The 15775-nt window shown below is 72.3% G+C and carries 16 protein-coding genes and 1 pseudogene; 3 read left to right on the plus strand and 14 right to left on the minus strand.

The window, feature by feature from the left end; translation table 11 throughout:
• From AB0M76_RS03920 to AB0M76_RS03970, 11 genes and pseudogenes are all read right to left on the minus strand, one after another.
• Positions 1-261: pseudogene (locus AB0M76_RS03920) on the minus strand (sulfate ABC transporter substrate-binding protein); the annotation flags it as partial.
• Positions 262-476: 215 nt separating this feature from the next.
• A complete protein-coding gene (locus AB0M76_RS03925) occupies positions 477-1826 on the minus strand; it encodes a GTP-binding protein (protein WP_365951396.1) in 1350 nt (449 codons plus the stop codon).
• A gap of 2 nt (positions 1827-1828) precedes the next feature.
• Positions 1829-2767: a sulfate adenylyltransferase subunit CysD gene (gene cysD, locus AB0M76_RS03930; RefSeq protein WP_365951397.1), complete on the minus strand. Its 939-nt coding sequence runs from the start codon at positions 2765-2767 to the stop codon at positions 1829-1831.
• Positions 2764-3309, minus strand: a complete 546-nt coding sequence (cysC, locus tag AB0M76_RS03935) for an adenylyl-sulfate kinase (protein ID WP_030293223.1) — start codon at positions 3307-3309, stop codon at positions 2764-2766. Before cysC ends, cysD begins: the two co-directional genes overlap by 4 nt.
• A gap of 50 nt (positions 3310-3359) precedes the next feature.
• Positions 3360-4079 (minus strand): phosphoadenylyl-sulfate reductase, encoded by a 720-nt coding sequence (locus tag AB0M76_RS03940; RefSeq protein ID WP_365951398.1) that lies wholly within the window; start codon positions 4077-4079, stop codon positions 3360-3362.
• On the minus strand, positions 4076-4255 hold the full coding sequence (locus AB0M76_RS03945) for a hypothetical protein (RefSeq protein WP_007267254.1): 180 nt from the start codon (positions 4253-4255) through the stop codon (positions 4076-4078). Before AB0M76_RS03945 ends, AB0M76_RS03940 begins: the two co-directional genes overlap by 4 nt.
• A complete protein-coding gene (locus AB0M76_RS03950) occupies positions 4252-5943 on the minus strand; it encodes a nitrite/sulfite reductase (protein ID WP_365951399.1) in 1692 nt (563 codons plus the stop codon). The genes AB0M76_RS03945 and AB0M76_RS03950 overlap by 4 nt, the downstream gene beginning before the upstream one ends.
• A gap of 225 nt (positions 5944-6168) precedes the next feature.
• Positions 6169-6252, minus strand: a complete 84-nt coding sequence (locus AB0M76_RS03955) for a putative leader peptide (protein ID WP_309550570.1) — start codon at positions 6250-6252, stop codon at positions 6169-6171.
• Between the two features lie 172 nt (positions 6253-6424).
• Positions 6425-6988, minus strand: a complete 564-nt coding sequence (locus AB0M76_RS03960) for a GNAT family N-acetyltransferase (protein WP_365951400.1) — start codon at positions 6986-6988, stop codon at positions 6425-6427.
• A gap of 5 nt (positions 6989-6993) precedes the next feature.
• On the minus strand, positions 6994-8259 hold the full coding sequence (locus AB0M76_RS03965; RefSeq protein WP_365951900.1) for a GAF domain-containing protein: 1266 nt from the start codon (positions 8257-8259) through the stop codon (positions 6994-6996).
• A 345-nt stretch (positions 8260-8604) separates the two neighbouring features.
• Positions 8605-10254: an acyl-CoA dehydrogenase family protein gene (locus AB0M76_RS03970; protein ID WP_365951401.1), complete on the minus strand. Its 1650-nt coding sequence runs from the start codon at positions 10252-10254 to the stop codon at positions 8605-8607.
• A gap of 17 nt (positions 10255-10271) precedes the next feature.
• On the opposite strand from AB0M76_RS03970, the gene AB0M76_RS03975 reads away from it, so the two are divergent.
• Together AB0M76_RS03975 and AB0M76_RS03980 are read left to right on the plus strand one after the other, a co-directional pair.
• Positions 10272-11393, plus strand: a complete 1122-nt coding sequence (locus AB0M76_RS03975) for a YihY/virulence factor BrkB family protein (RefSeq protein WP_266634378.1) — start codon at positions 10272-10274, stop codon at positions 11391-11393.
• Positions 11394-11420: 27 nt separating this feature from the next.
• Positions 11421-12230, plus strand: coding sequence for a helix-turn-helix transcriptional regulator (locus AB0M76_RS03980; RefSeq protein WP_365951402.1), 810 nt, complete (start codon positions 11421-11423; stop codon positions 12228-12230).
• Here the strand turns inward: AB0M76_RS03980 and AB0M76_RS03985 are convergent.
• Positions 12155-12562, minus strand: coding sequence for a VOC family protein (locus AB0M76_RS03985; protein WP_266662448.1), 408 nt, complete (start codon positions 12560-12562; stop codon positions 12155-12157). The two genes, AB0M76_RS03980 and AB0M76_RS03985, sit on opposite strands and share 76 nt — an antisense overlap.
• Before the next feature lie 310 nt (positions 12563-12872).
• On the opposite strand from AB0M76_RS03985, the gene rsgA reads away from it, so the two are divergent.
• The gene (gene rsgA, locus AB0M76_RS03990) at positions 12873-13988 is read left to right on the plus strand and encodes a ribosome small subunit-dependent GTPase A (protein WP_365951403.1); all 1116 of its coding nucleotides are present in this window, start codon (positions 12873-12875) and stop codon (positions 13986-13988) included.
• A gap of 60 nt (positions 13989-14048) precedes the next feature.
• On the opposite strand, the gene AB0M76_RS03995 is transcribed toward rsgA, so the two are convergent.
• Both AB0M76_RS03995 and AB0M76_RS04000 read right to left on the minus strand, forming a co-directional pair.
• Entirely contained in the window at positions 14049-14426 is a 378-nt protein-coding gene (locus AB0M76_RS03995; protein WP_365951404.1) for a PPOX class F420-dependent oxidoreductase, read from the minus strand.
• A gap of 72 nt (positions 14427-14498) precedes the next feature.
• A complete protein-coding gene (locus AB0M76_RS04000; protein WP_365951406.1) occupies positions 14499-15716 on the minus strand; it encodes a beta-ketoacyl-ACP synthase II in 1218 nt (405 codons plus the stop codon).
• Positions 15717-15775 lie beyond the last annotated feature (59 nt).

Raw genomic sequence — 15775 nt, forward strand, 5'->3', positions numbered from 1 at the left:
CTCCTTGGCGATCAGGCCCTCCTGGATGCCGACCAGAGCGGTGGCGTGCGTCAGGTTCGGGAAGTACCCGATACGGACCTCGGAGGCCGAGAGCTTCGCTCCGTCGGCGGCCCCGCCGGCCTTCTTGGCGTCCTCGCCGGCGGGCTTCTCGGCCTGGGAGCCGTAGCCGCAGGAGGCGAGCGCGCCGATCAGAAGCGGCAGGGCGGCAGCGGCGACAACGCTGCGGCGCAGGGACTTGCGGGTGATACCGGTGGCAGGCACGGGAGGGCTTCCTCTCGTAGCGTCATCTCATGACGCACGTCTTCGTCTGTGGAGCAAGGACAGGTAACGCAGTTCGTGGGGGGTGAGGGCGCGCATGCAGTGCGCGTACGTCATCGCGCACATCGCGCCACTCCGCCCTGGCCGCTGCCGAGGCGGCCGCTGCCTACGCGGCCGCCCTCCTTGGCGAAGGTCGAGTAGATGTCGGAGAGCATGGGCTAGAAGTCCCACCCTTCTTCATCCGCCTGGACGGTGGTGCGGGCCTGGGAAGCGAAGGACTCGCCGGCCATGCCCGCCGCCAGGGTGGTTCCGTCGGCCGGGTCGATCAGCAGGAAGGACCCGGTACGGCGCGAGTCGGCGTACGCGTCGAGCGCGAGCGGCTCGGCGGTCCGTACGACGACGCGGCCGATGTCGTTGGCCACCAGCTGCCCGGGGTTGGGGTGCTGGGACAGGTCGTCCAGGGTCAGCCGCGAGGGGATCTCCTTGACGATCGCCTTGACCGTGCGCGTGGTGTGCTTGAGCAGCACCCGCGCGCCGACGGCCAGCGGCTGGTCCGCGACGTGGCAGACCGTGGCGACGACGTCCTGCGTGGTGGCCGGGGCGCTCGCGGACGGCGCGATCAGATCGCCGCGCGAGATGTCGATGTCGTCCGCCAGACGCACCGTCACCGACTGCGGCGCCCAGGCGATGTCCACGCTCTCGCCGAGCGCGTCGATCCCGGCGATGACCGAGGTACGGCCCGACGGCAGGACCGTGACCGGCTCGCCGACGCGCAGCACACCGGAGGCGATCTGGCCCGCGTAGCCCCGGTAGTCGGGGTGCTCCGCGGTCTGCGGGCGGATCACGTACTGCACCGGGAAACGCGCCGGGCAGGCCGTGAGGTCGTGGCTGACCGGGACGGTCTCCAGGTGCTCCAGCACGGTCGGGCCGCCGTACCAGTCCATGTGGGCGGAGGGCTCGACCACGTTGTCCCCGGCGAGCGCCGAGATCGGGATCGCGGTGATCTCCGGGACGCCCAGGTCCGAGGCGTACGCGGTGAACTCCTCGGCGATCTTTGCGAAGACCGACTCCTCGTAGTCCACCAGGTCCATCTTGTTGACGGCCAGCACCACGTGCGGGACGCGCAGCAGGGCGGCGACGGCGGCGTGCCGGCGGGTCTGCTCGATCACGCCGTTGCGGGCGTCGACCAGGACCACGGCCAGGTCGGCGGTGGAGGCGCCGGTGACCATGTTCCGGGTGTACTGCACGTGCCCGGGGGTGTCGGCGAGGATGAACCGGCGCCGCGCGGTGGCGAAGTAGCGGTACGCGACGTCGATGGTGATGCCCTGCTCCCGCTCGGCCCGCAGGCCGTCGGTCAGCAGCGCCAGGTCGGGGGTGTCCTGGCCGCGCTGGGCGGACACGGCCTCGACGGCCTCCAGCTGGTCCGTCAGGACCGACTTGGAGTCGTGCAGCAGCCGCCCGACCAGGGTGGACTTGCCGTCGTCGACGGAACCGGCGGTCGCGAAGCGCAGCAGCGTGGTCGCTGCAAGGTCGGCGAAGCCGGCGACCTGATCAGTGGTGGAGGTCATGGTTAGAAGTACCCTTCGCGCTTGCGGTCTTCCATCGCGGCCTCGGACATCTTGTCGTCGGCGCGGGTCGCGCCCCGCTCGGTGAGCCGGGAGGCGGCGATCTCGGTGATCACGGCGTCCAGCGTGGTGGCGTCGGAGTCGACGGCACCGGTGCAGGACATGTCACCGACGGTGCGGTAGCGGATGAGCCGCGTCTCGGGCGTCTCGCCCTCCTTCGGGCCGCCCCACTCGCCGGCCGTCAGCCACATGCCGTTGCGCTGGAAGACCTCGCGCTCGTGCGCGAAGTAGATCTCCGGCAGCTCGATGCCCTCGCGGGCGATGTACTGCCACACGTCCAGCTCGGTCCAGTTGGACAGCGGGAAGACGCGCACGTGCTCGCCCGGGGCGTGGCGGCCGTTGTAGAGCTGCCACAGCTCGGGGCGCTGACGGCGCGGGTCCCACTGCGAGAACTCGTCACGCAGCGAGAACACCCGCTCCTTGGCGCGGGCCTTCTCCTCGTCACGGCGCCCGCCGCCGAACACGGCGTCGAACTTGAGCTGCTGGATCGCCTCCGTGAGGGGGACGGTCTGCAGCGGGTTGCGGACCCCGTCCGGGCGTTCGCGCAGCTTGCCGGCGTCGATGTACTCCTGGACGGAGGCCACGTGCAGACGCAGGTTGTGCTGCGCCACCGCCCGGTCGCGGTAGGCGAGGACCTCGGGGAAGTTGTGCCCGGTGTCCACGTGCAGCAGCGTGAACGGCACCGGCGCCGGCGCGAACGCCTTCAGCGCCAGGTGCAGCATCACGATGGAGTCCTTGCCGCCGGAGAACAGGATCACCGGCTTCTCGAACTCACCCGCCACCTCGCGGAAGATGTGCACGGCCTCCGATTCGAGGGCGTCGAGGTGCGACAGCGCGTAGGGCGCGTCCGTCCCTTCGTGGACGTGTGCGACGGTGGCGGTCATGCCAGACCCCTCTCGGTGAGCAGCGCGTGCAGGGCCGAAGCCGACTCCTGCACGGTCTGCGTGTGCGACTCGATGCGGAGGTCCGGGGACTCCGGTGCCTCGTACGGGTCGTCGACGCCGGTCAGACCGGAGATCTCGCCCGCCGCCTGCTTGGCGTACAGGCCCTTCACGTCACGCTCGGAGCAGACCTCGACCGGGGTGGCCACGTGCACTTCGAGGTAGTTCGTCTCGGCGGCCGAGTGCCGCTTGCGGACGGCCTCGCGGCTGTCCGCGAACGGCGCGATCACCGGCACAAGCGCCTTGACGCCGTTGCTCGCGAGGAGTTCGGCGACGAAGCCGATCCGCTGCACGTTGGTGTGGCGGTCCTCGCGCGTGAAGCCGAGGCCGGCGGAGAGGAACTCGCGGATCTCGTCGCCGTCGAGGACCTCCACACGGTGGCCCTCGGCGCGCAGCCGCTCGGCCAGCGCGTAGGCGATGGTGGTCTTGCCCGCGCTCGGCAGCCCGGTCAGCCACACGGTGGCGCCCTGGTCGCTCACGCTCATCGTTCTCGTCTCCGTCGGTTCTGTGAAAGTCGATGCTTCGAGGTCGGTCATCAGCCGTGCAGTCCGCACTCGGTCTTGGCCCGCCCGGCCCAGCGGCCGGCCCGTGCGTCCTCGCCCTGCGCCACGCGGCGGGTGCAGGGGGCGCAGCCGACGGAGGCGTAGCCGTCCATCAGCAGCGGGTTGGTCAGCACCCCGTGCTCCGCGACGTAGGCGTCCACGTCGTCCTGGGTCCAGCGGGCGATCGGGGAGATCTTGACCTTCTGCCGCTTCTCGTCCCAGCCGACCACCGGGGTGTTCGCCCGGGTCGGGGACTCGTCGCGGCGCAGGCCCGTCGCCCACGCCTCGTACGCGGTCAGGCCCTCCTCCAGCGGCTTGACCTTGCGCAGTGCGCAGCACAGGTCGGGGTCGCGGTCGTGCAGCTTCGGGCCGTACTGCGCGTCCTGCTCGGCCACCGTCTGCCGCGGGGTGAGGGTGATGACGTTGACGTCCATCACGGCCTCGACCGCGTCGCGGGTGCCGATGGTCTCCTCGAAGTGGTAGCCCGTGTCCAGGAAGACCACGTCCACGCCGGGGAAGGCGCGGGAGGCCAGGTGGGCGACCACCGCGTCCTCCATGGAAGAGGTCACGGCGAACTTCTTGCCGAAGGTCTCGGCTGCCCACGCGAGGATCTCCAGCGGGGAAGCGTCCTCGAGGTCGCGGGCCGCCTGCTCGGCCAGCGCCTTGAGATCGCGTGTCCCCGCTGCCCGGTCCACTGCCTGACTCGTCGTCATATCTCGTCCCCTCCAGCGGTATCGGACTGAACACCCCGGGCCAGCAGCCCGAGGTACTTCAGCTGGAAGGCCCGGTTGCAGGCCCTGCATTCCCAGGCGCCGTGACCCGTCTCGTTCGGAAACAGGTCCTCGTCGCCGCAGTACGGGCAGTAGAACGGGGCCGCGCGCTCGCTCACGAGAGGTCCTCATCCTTCGCACGCGTCACCCAGGCGGCGAAGCGCTCGCCGTCCCCGCGCTGCTCCTGGAAGCGCGTGACGACCCGCTCGACGTAGTCGGGCAGACCGGCCGAGGTGACCTTGAGACCGCGGACCTTGCGGCCGAAGCCGGCCTCCAGGCCGAGGGCGCCGCCCAGGTGGACCTGGTAGCCCTCCACCTGGTTGCCGTCGTCGTCCAGGACCAGCTGGCCCTTGAGGCCGATGTCCGCCACCTGGATACGGGCGCAGGCGTTCGGGCAGCCGTTGATGTTGATGGTGAGCGGCTCGGCGAACTCGGGCAGGCGGCGCTCCAGCTCGTCGATCAGCGAGGCGCCGCGCGCCTTCGTCTCGACGATGGCCAGCTTGCAGAACTCGATGCCGGTGCAGGCCATCGTGCCGCGGCGGAACGGGGACGGCTTGACCCGCAGGTCCAGCGCCTCCAGGGCCTCCACGACGGAGTCGACCTTGTCCGCCTCGATGTCGAGGACGATCATCTTCTGCTCGGCGGTGGTGCGCAGGCGGCCGGAGCCGTGCTGCTCGGCGACGTCCGCGATCTTGGTGAGGGTGGCGCCGTCCACACGGCCGACGCGGGGCGCGAAGCCGACGTAGAACTTGCCGTCCTGCTGCTGGTGGACGCCGACGTGGTCGCGCCACTGGCCGCTGGGCTGCTCGGGCGCGGGGCCGTCGGTCAGCTTGCGCTTCAGGTACTCGTCCTCCAGAACCTGGCGGAACTTGGCCGGGCCCCAGTCGGCGACGAGGAACTTCAGCCGGGCGCGGGTGCGCAGGCGGCGGTAGCCGTAGTCGCGGAAGATCGAGATGACGCCCTCGTACACGTCCGGGACCTCGTCGAGGGAGACCCAGGTGCCCAGGCGCACGCCCAGCTTCGGGTTGGTGGAGAGGCCGCCGCCGACCCAGACGTCGAAGCCGGGGCCGTGCTCGGGGTGGTTCACGCCGACGAAGGCGATGTCGTTGATCTCGTGCGCCACGTCGAGCAGCGGCGAGCCGGAGACCGCGGACTTGAACTTGCGGGGCAGGTTGGAGAAGTCCGGGTTGCCCACGATGCGGCGGTAGATCTCGTCGATGGCGGGGGTGCCGTCGATGATCTCGTCCTGGGCGATGCCGGCGACGGGCGAGCCGAGGATGACGCGGGGCGTGTCACCGCAGGCCTCGGTGGTCGACAGGCCGACGGCCTCGAGGCGGCGCCAGATCTCCGGGACGTCCTCGATCCGGATCCAGTGGTACTGCACGTTCTGGCGGTCGGTGAGGTCGGCGGTGCCGCGCGCGAACTCCTGCGAGATCTCGCCGATGACGCGGAGCTGCTCGGTGGTCAGCCGGCCGCCGTCGATGCGGACGCGCAGCATGAAGTACTTGTCGTCCAGCTCCTCCGGCTCCAGGATCGCGGTCTTGCCGCCGTCGATCCCGGGCTTGCGCTGGGTGTACAGACCCCACCAGCGCATGCGGCCGCGCAGGTCGTTGGGGTCGATCGAGTCGAAGCCCGTCTTGGAGTAGATCGTCTCAATGCGTGTCCGCACGTTGAGACCGTCGTCGTCCTTCTTGAACTGCTCGTTGCCGTTGAGGGGGGTGTGGTGTCCAACGGCCCACTGACCCTCACCGCGGTGACGGCCGGTCTTTCGGCGCGCGGCGGCGGGCGTTTCGGGGGTGGCGGCCATGGCGGTACATCCTTCTTCGGCGGCGTCAATGCAGGGTCAGGGGGAGCGGCGGCGAGCCCCTGTCGTCGGCCCTGCCGCTGAGCAGGTGCGGCCGATCGCCACCCGTTGCCGGTGTTTCCGGAGGTCAGGGCGGTCTTCTGTCTTCAGGGGACGTGCAGGTGCTTCGGAGATCGACGCGTCCGCAGCGGCGGGGACAACGGCGATGTGCGGCGGTGGCTGGTTCCGTCAGCTCGCCGGACAGATGGCGCTGGACATGCGGCCGAGGTCGACGTGCCGCCGACTCACCAAGGCAATTCCAGCTCCATTCATGGCGGAAGCGTGTCATGTGCCGATTGGAGGAGTCCACTACTGTCCATTATCCGGACGATGTGGTCCCGCATTGCGAGACAGAGTGACGCCCGTCACCCGAGATCCGGCCTACGACGCGGGCCCGGCCCCGTAGGCAGGGGCCGGGCCCGGAAGGATGCGGTGGCCGGGAGGGTCAGGCGCCCGGCCAGGGGCCCGGGGTCTGCGTGACCGCCTTCTCCTCCGTCTCCGTACGGAAGACCTTGAAGCCGCGGCGGAGGTAGTTGTCCATCGCCGTCGGGCCGTCCTGGCTGCAGGTGTGGAGCCAGACCCGCGTGGTCGCCTCGCGCTCCGGCCAGCGGTCCGCCAGGGACCATGCCGCTTCGACGCCCAGCGTCAGCAGGTGCCCCCCGATCCGGCGCCCCCGGAAGTCCGGGAGCAGCCCGAAGTACATGATCTCCACCACGCCGTCGTCCTGCGGGTCGAGCTCCACGTACCCGGCCGGCGTCCCGCGGTCGTACGCCACCCAGGTCTCCACACCGGGACGGCCCAGCTGCTCCACCCACTGGGCGCGGGTCAGCGAGAGCCGGTCCGTCCAGTGGATGTCCCCGCCCACCGAGGCGTAGAGGAAGCGGCTGAACTCGGGCGAGGGGACCTCCGCCCGCCGGACCTGGATCTCAGGCCCTGGGACGGCCGCCCGGACCAGGTCCTGCGGGGAGGTCATTTCCAGGGACCAGGTGGTGAGTGTGATGGTGCTCATGCAGGTCAGGGAATCACGGCCGGCCCCGAACGGCCCAGGCGGGCCTTGATCACCGCCGGCGCCGTGGAGTGCGGCAGCAGCGCGGCCGGGTCCCCGGGGCGGATCAGCTCCACCTCCACGTCGTCCGCGAAGCGGTACGGGCGGTGGGTCAGCACCCCGCCCAGGTGCCGCCGTACCCGGGACAGCTCGGCCCGGACCGTCACCGTACGCGTCGGGTCCCCGAACAGCTCCGCCGACAGCTCCGCCGCCGACCGCCCCCGCGGGCTCTCCGCCAGCAGGAACAGCAGCTCCGCATGGCGCGGGCTCAGCTCCTGGGACCAGCTCCCGGCGGCCCCGTACACCGTCGCCGACCATGTGCGCGGACGGCTCAGGTCCAGGACGACCCGGCTCGCCGCCGTCGCCGTGCCCGGCTCCTCGGCGATGCGCAGCAGCCAGCCGCCCGGCAGCGGCTCCACCACGCAGTCCCCGAGCTGCGGCACCCACACCCGGCCCGGCCCGAACCCCTTCGGCAGCGGGATCCGGTCCGCCGGGGCCAGGCCCGTCACCGCCGCCGTCCAGCCCTGCTGGTCCACCACGACGGCCTGCCCGGGCAGCCGGGCCAGCAGCGGCGCCGCGACCGTCCGCAGCCGCTCCAGCGACTCCAGGTGCCGGATCCGCAGCTCCCGCTCCGCGAGCCGGGCCACCGAGCTCACCCAGGCCAGCGTGGCCGGGTGCATGGTGGCCAGCGGCCCGCTGACATCGACCACGCCCAGCAGCTGCCCGTCCCGCGGGTCCCGCACCGGGGCCCCCGCGCAGGTCCAGTCGTGGTGGCTGGAGACGAAGTGCTCCGCCGAGAACACCTGGACGGGCTGCCGGGCCACCAGGGCGGTGCCCACCCCGTTGGTGCCGACCACCGCCTCGTCCCAGTCGGCGCCCACCGAGAACCCGAGGCGGTCCGCCTTGCGCAGGATCGACGTGGCCCCCTCCCGCCACAGCAGCCGACCCTCCGCGTCGGCGACGACCATGATGTGCAGCGCCGTGTCCAGCGTCGGCAGCAACCCCTCGCGCAGCACCGGCAGGATCTCCCGCAGCGGCGAGACCTGCCGCCGCTCCTCGGTCTCGGCCGTCGAGAGCATCCGCGAGCGCGCATCCCGGTCCGGGTGCACCCCGCAGGCCAGCATCCGGCGCCAGGACTCGGCGATCTCCGGGCGGGGCTCGGCCGGCGGCCGGTCCCCGGCCAGCGCGGCCGCCCGTACCCCCTTGAGCAGACGCGCGGCATCCCGCGCGTCCATGGCCGAGATGCGTGCCGCATCGACCGTGCTGCCTGCGGTGTAGGCCACCGGAACCTCCCCGTGTGGAACAGGACGTACGAGGGAATCCGCCCGGGCGGTCCGCGCGTGCCGCTTCCCCGGGCACGCACGGCGGACGGTTCCGACTCAGAGGGTTGCAACGGTATGCAACTCTCGCCAAGTCCCGTTCACCCGACCGAAACTGTCCGGACGTCGCCTCGCGGCGTGACAGCTCCTCCTCGGGGCTTTCGGATCAGGGGTGGTGCCGAGTCGGCGCGGCGCCACCCCTGATCCCGGTCAACGGGTCCGGATCCCGGCTCGGACCTGTTTGGGGACAGGGCCCGGACCCTAGAGGGTGTCCGTGATCCGCGCCCGTTCGACCAGTGCACCCAGCCCCAGGCTGTGCGGCAGCGTGCCGAAGGCCGCACCCCCGTCGCCGCCCAGGCGCGAGGCGCAGAACGCGTCCGCCACCTCCGGCGGCGCCCAGCGCACCAGCAGCGATCCCTGGAGCACCAGGGCGATGCGCTCCACCACCCGGCGCGCCCGCGCCTCGATGCCCTCCAGGTCCGCGAGCTCCGTCAGCAGCCCCTTGATGGCCGAATCCAGCCGGTGGTCGGCGCCGCGCGCCTGCCCCACCTCCTGGAGGAACGCGTTCAGCGCCTGCGGCTCCCGCTGCAGGGCCCGCAGCACGTCCAGGGCCTGTACGTTGCCCGAGCCCTCCCAGATCGAGTTCAGCGGGGACTCGCGCAACAGCCGCGGCAGCCCGGACTCCTCGACGTAGCCGTTGCCGCCCAGACACTCCAGCGCCTCCGCCACCATCGGCGTACAGCGCTTGGTCACCCAGTACTTCGCGGCGGGCACCGCGATGCGCAGGAAGGCCCGCTCCTGCTCCGTCCCGGCGTCGTAGGCGGCCGCGAGCCGTAGCGCCAGCGTCGTCGCGGCCTCCGACTCCAGCGCGAGGTCGGCCAGCACGTTGCGCATCAGCGGCTGCTCGATGAGCCGTGCTCCGAAAGCAGAGCGGTGCTCCGTATGGTGCACGGCCTGCGTCAGCGCCTGCCGCATCTGCGCGGCCGAGCCCAGCACGCAGTCCAGCCGGGTCGCCGCGACCATCCCGATGATGGTCCGCACCCCCCGCCCCTCCTCGCCGACCCGCCGCGCCCACGTCCCGTCGAACTCCACCTCGCCCGACGCGTTCGACCGGTTGCCGAGCTTGTCCTTCAGCCGCTGGATCGCGAACACGTTGCGCGTGCCGTCCTCCAGCACCCGCGGCACCAGGAAGCAGGTCAGCCCCCCGGGAGCCTGCGCCAGCACCAGGAACCCGTCCGACATCGGCGCCGAGCAGAACCACTTGTGCCCCGTCAGCAGGTACTCGCCCGCCGCGTCCAGCGGCTTCGCCGCCGTCGTGTTCGCCCGTACGTCGCTGCCGCCCTGCTTCTCCGTCATCCCCATGCCGAACAGCACCCCGCCCTTCTGCGCGGCCGGCCGCAGCCCCTCCTCGTACACGTGTGAGGTCAGCCGCGGCTCCCACTCGGCGGCCAGTTCCGGGTCCGTCCGCAGCGCCGGTACGGCCGCATGGGTCATCGAGACCGGGCAGCCGTGCCCCGCCTCGGCCTGCGACCACACGAAGAACCCGGCCGCGCGGCGCAGGTGCCCGGCCGGCCGGCCCCACGCATCGGTCAGCCCGGCGCCCACCGCGTGTCCGAGCAGCCGGTGCCAGGCCGGGTGGAACTCCACCTCGTCGATCCGGTTGCCGTACCGGTCGTGCGTACGCAGTTTCGGTGGGTTCTCGTTCGCGAGCGCACCCCACTGCTGGGCCTGCGCCGAGCCCGTGGCCCGCCCGAGCTCCGAGAGCTCCTCCCGCACTTCGCCGAGGAGTTCGGGCGCCGAGGCCGACAGGTGCCGCTCCACGCCCTCGCGAAGGGCCCGGTCGGTGCCGTAGACGTCGTAGCCCACCAGGGGAGGGGGCTGGTTGGTGACGGTGTGGGTGGTGGCTGCCATGCGGATACCGTAAGGACGTGCAGCCAGCAAAAGAAACACCCGAGCGGGTCCCCGGGCGGCTCCATCGGGCCCGCGCCCTCTACCGCAACGTCTCCAAGCGCAAGATGGCGTGGCTGCTCCTGAAAGACACCGTCAATTCGTGCATCGAGTACCGGATCCTCGGCCTGGCGGCCGAAGCGGCGTTCTTCACGCTGCTCTCGCTGCCGCCGCTGTTCCTCGGCCTGCTGGGCCTGCTCGGGTACGTGGACGGCTGGACGGGCGGCACCTTCGTGGCCTCCATCGAGGAGAACATCCTGAACGCGGTCGGCACCGTGCTCTCCGACCGGGGCGTCAGCGACATCGCGAAACCGATGCTCGACGACGTCACCAAAGCCGGCCGCCCGGACCTGATCTCCCTCGGCTTCGCCTTCGCCCTCTGGTCGGGCTCGCGGGCCGTCAACGTCTTCATCGACACCATCACCGTGATGTACGGGCTCGACGGCCAGCGCGGCATCGTCAAGACCCGGTTGCTGGCCTTCCTGCTCTACGTGATCGCCCTCGTGATCGGCGCGATCGTGCTGCCGCTGATGGTGGCGGGGCCGGACGCCGTCGTCCGCTGGGTGCCCTGGAGCACGGAAGTGATCGCGGTGCTGTACTGGCCGACGGTCACCCTGCTGTCCATCGCCTTCCTGACCACGCTGTACCACGTGTCCGTACCCGTGCGCTCCCCGTGGATCGAGGACGTGCCGGGCGCGCTGGTGGCGCTCGCCATGTGGGTGCTGGGCTCGTTCCTGCTGCGGATCTACCTGACCAACACCGTCGAGGGCCCGACCATCTACGGATCGCTGGCCGCGCCGGTCGCGGTCCTGCTGTGGATCGGCGTGTCGGCCTTCGCCGTCCTGGTCGGCGCGGCCGTCAACGCCGCCATCGACCGCGTCTGGCCGTCCGTGGCCACCGCCGCGGCCCGCGAGGCGAACGAGCGGGCCCGGGAAGCGGAGGCCGCGCAGCTGGTCGCGCGGGCCGCCGCCTGGCGGGCGCTGGCCGAGGGCGAGTCGGAGGACGACGACGAGGGCGACGCCGGGATGCCGTCCGAGTTCCCGGAGCGCTGGTCGAACTTCCTGCCGCCGGAGGACTACTCCTCCCGCCTGCGCAAACACTGAGCACCGGACCAGCCGTAGCCTGGCGCTGTGCACGGGGAGCAGGGGTACGAGGAGCAGCGGTACCAGGAGCGGCCGTCCCTGCTGGTGCCCGGCGCGATCGTGTGGCGACGGGCCGGGGCGCCCGGCGGGCCGGTCCTGCCCGACGGCTGCATGGACCTGCTGTGGGTCGACGGGCGGCTGCTGGTGGCCGGCCCCGACACCGGCCCGCACCCCGTCGGGGAGGTGCCGGGCGGGGCCTTCGCCGGGCTGCGGTTCGCCCCCGGTACGGCGCCCGCGCTGCTCGGCGTACCGGCGTACGAGCTGCGGGACCGGCGGGTCGAGCTGGCCGACCTCTGGCCGGGTCCCGAGGTGCGGGCCCTCGCAGAGCGGATGAGTGCGTACGAGGACCCCGGCGTGGGGCTGGAGCGGCTGGCCCGCAGCCGCGCGGACCGGAGCGCGGCCCCCGACCACCTCGCCGCCCGGGTGGCGGCCGGGCTCCGTGCGGGGGAGTCGGTGGCCGCCGTGGCCGCGGCGGTCGGCCTCGGGACGCGCCAGCTGCACCGGCGCTCCCTCGACGCCTTCGGCTACGGACCCCGCACGCTCGGGCGGGTGCTGCGGCTCCAGCGGGCGCTTGAGCTGGCCCGCCAAGGGCTGCCGCAGGCCGAGGTGGCGTACCGGGCCGGGTACGCGGACCAGGCCCATCTCGCCCGCGAGGTGCGGGCGCTGGCCGGGACCACCCCGGGGGCCTACGCGGCGGCCCACACCCAGGCCCACACCCAGGCCTACGCCCCGGCGGGCGCTTCGGCCGGGGCGAACAGCGAGACGCCGCAGCCGTCCGGGTCGAGCACGACGGCGTAGCGCTGTCCCCAGAAGGCGTCCCAGGGCTCCAGGTGGCCCTTGTACCCGGCATCCGTCAGCTCCGCGTACACCGCGTCCACCTCTGCGGGGGAGTCGCACAGGAACGCCAGGTCCCGCCGGCTGTCCTCGGCGGGACGGGTCCAGGAGGGGTCGAAGGAGCGGACGACGTCCTCCGTGTCCCAGGCGATCCGGAGCCGGCCGGGGAGGACGACCTCCACATGCGGCTGTTCCTCCGCCCCGGCCGGGATGTCCAGGCCCAGGCGGCGGTAGAAGGCGAGCGAGGCGGCCATGTCGGAGACGACCAGGCCGAACAGGTCGAGTCGGGGAGTCATGCGCCCAGGCTAGGAGCCGCCGCGCCCACCGGTCTTGAACGAATCGGACATGCGTGCCGAACGGGCGCCGGAAAAGAATTGGCGGGCTCCTGAGCGCACTTGCTACGTTGATCGTGTTCCCGCCGATCGGCGCGGAACTGCCAGCACGTGCATGACCCGGAGGTGAGTTCATTGAGGACTGTCGTCACGCAGGGCGCGGACCGCTCCCAGAAGACCATCAATGTCACTTCCGTGGTCTCCGGCTGACCTCACACCTCTTCGCGCGCCGCTGAGCGCGCGCTGCCGGGGCCACCCTGTGAAGGGTTTCCCCTTGTCTTTCTCTTCTTCCCCGTCATTTCCGTCTTCTTCGTACGCGCACGCCCTCACCCCCCTCGGCTGGGACGAGGCGTGGGAGGCCGAGTTCGCCCCGTACACCGACCAGGGTCTGGTGCCCGGCCGCGTGGTGCGGGTGGACCGCGGCCGGTGCGACGTCATGACCGCGGACGGCATCGTCCGCGCCGACACCGCCTTCGTCACCCCGCACGACCCGCTCCGCGTCGTCTGCACCGGTGACTGGGCCGTCGTCGAGGCGGCCGGCAACCCCCGGTACGTGAAGACGTACCTGCCGCGCCGGACCGCCTTCGTACGCTCCACCTCCTCGCAGCGCTCCGAGGGGCAGATCCTGGCCGCCAACGTCGACCACGCGGTCATCGCGGTCTCGCTGGCCGTCGAGCTCGACCTGGGCCGTATCGAGCGCTTCCTGGCCCTCGCCTGGGAGTCCGGCGCACAGCCGCTGGTCGTCCTGACCAAGGCGGACCTCGTACCGGACCCGGTGACGCTCTCGCACCTGGTCCAGGACGTGGAGACCACGGCGCCGGGCGTCGACGTCCTCACCGTCTCCTCCCACACCGGGGAGGGCACGGACGTACTGGCGGCCGTCGTCGCCGGCGGTACGAGCGTGCTGCTCGGCATCTCCGGCGCGGGCAAGTCCACGCTGGCGAACGCGCTGCTCGGCTCCGACGTCATGGACGTGCAGGCCACGCGTGACGTGGACGGCAAGGGCCGGCACACGACGACCACCCGCAACCTGCTGGCCCTGCCCGGCGGGGGCGTCCTCATCGACACGCCGGGACTGCGGGGCGTCGGCCTGTGGGACGCCGAGGCCGGGGTCGGCCAGGTCTTCTCCGAGATCGAGGAGTACGCGGCCGACTGCCGCTTCCACGACTGCGCGCACGAGGCCGAGCCGGGGTGCGCGGTGCTCGAGGCGGTCGAGGCCGGCGCACTGCCGGAGCGGCGCCTGGAGAGCTACCGCAAGCTGCTCCGGGAGAACCAGCGGATCGTCGCCAAGACGGACGCCAGGATCCGCTCCGAGATCCGCCGGGACTGGCGGATGAAGTCGGCGATCGGCCGGGCCAATTACGCGGCGAAGCACAACGGCCGCTTCTGACCCCGACGCAGCCCGGGGCCCGGCCCCTGCTCCGGCAGGGGCCGGGCCCCGGGCCGGGCGTCAGGTCTCCAGGCCCCAGGCGATCACCCGCTCCGGGTGGATCCGGATCACCTCCGGGCTGAAGTGCGGGCCCAGCGTGTGCGGGCCCACCTCCAGGGTGGCGCGACCGCGGACCTCGATCCCGCGGACCCGCCACGGCCGGGTGCTCACGAGATCGTCCACCACCAGCGCGAGCCGCGGGTTGCCCTGGAGGTTCCGCCACTTCTTCGTCGATCCCATCGCCAGGCCGCCGACCAGGATCGTCCCGTCCTCCTGCGGGAAGAACCCCACCGGGTTCGCCTGCGGCTGCCCGGCCGCGTCCACCGTCGCCAGCCGCCCCAGCCGCTGCGACCCCAGGTACGCCAGCTCCGCCTCGCTGAAACCCTTGAACTCCGTCATACGCACCAGCCTCGCAGCGCCGCAGTCACACCGCATCCGGCCTGCGGCCGAGCCGTGCCTGGGCCCATGGCCTTAAGCCGTGAACACCAGCGAGGCGTTGTGCCCGCCGAAACCGAACGCGTTGGCCAGCGCGGCCGGCACCCGGCCGTGCCGCGCGGAGCCCCGGACCACGTCCAGGCCGATGCCCGGGTCGAGGGCGTCGAGGTTGCGGGTCGCCGGGATCGCCCCGTCCCGTACCGCGAGGATCGCCGCTATCGCGCCGACCGCCCCGGCGGCACCGAACAGGTGCCCCGTCATCGACTTGGTCGCCGTCACCGCCGGGTGTGTGCCCACCGCCTCGGTGACGGACCGTGCCTCCACCAAGTCCCCCGACGGCGTGGACGTGGCATGTGCGTGGACGTGCGCGATGTCCGAGGGGGCGAGCCCGGCGGCGGCCAGCGCCAGCCGCATCGCCCGTACCTGGCCCTCCGCGTGCGCTGCCGTGATGTGGTGCGCGTCGGAGGTCACCCCGGCCCCGGCCAGCGTCGCGTGGACCCGGGCCCCGCGCGCCGCTGCGAAGGCGGCCCGCTCCAGGACGACCACGCCCGCGCCCTCCCCGATGACGAACCCGTCCCGGCCGGTGTCGAACGGCCGGGAGGCGGCCGCCGGGTCGTCGTTGCGCGTGGAGTGCGCCTTGGCCTGGGCGAATCCGGCCAGCGGCAGCGGATGGATGCAGGCCTCCGTGCCGCCGGCGACCACGACGTCGGCCCGGCCGAGGCGGATCAGGTCCAGGCCCAGCGCGATCGCCTCCGCGCCCGAGGCGCAGGCGCTGACCGGGGTGTGCGCGCCGCCGCGCGCACCGAGGTCGATGCTCACCCATGCCGCCGGACCGTTCGCCATCAGCATCGGCACGGTGTGCGGCGAGACCTTCCGCACACCCGCGGACTCCAGTACGTCGTCCTGCCCGAGCAGGGTCAGCGCCCCACCCGTCCCGGTCCCGATGACCACGGCGAGCCGCTCCGGCTCCACCTCCGGCCGCCCGGCTGCGGCCCACGCCTCCCGCGCGGCGACCAGCGCCAGCTGCTCGCACCGGTCCATCCGCCGTGCCTGTACCCGGTCCAGTACCTCACCCGGCTCCTGCCGCAGCCGCCCCGCGATCCGTACGGGCAGCGCGGCGGCCCACTCCTCCTCGATGGGCCCGATGCCGTTCTCGCCGCGCAGCATCGCCCGCCACGTCGTCTCCACGTCCCCGCCGAGCGGGGTGGTGGCCCCGAGCCCGGTGACGGACACGCCCGCGTGGTCAGCGTTCATGACTCATCCCCTTGTGGTCTTCTCACAGTTGGTCGGACTGCTGTCCCTTCCACTGTGAC

Source organism: Streptomyces sp. NPDC051364, from assembly GCF_040682115.1.
GTDB lineage: Bacteria > Actinomycetota > Actinomycetes > Streptomycetales > Streptomycetaceae > Streptomyces.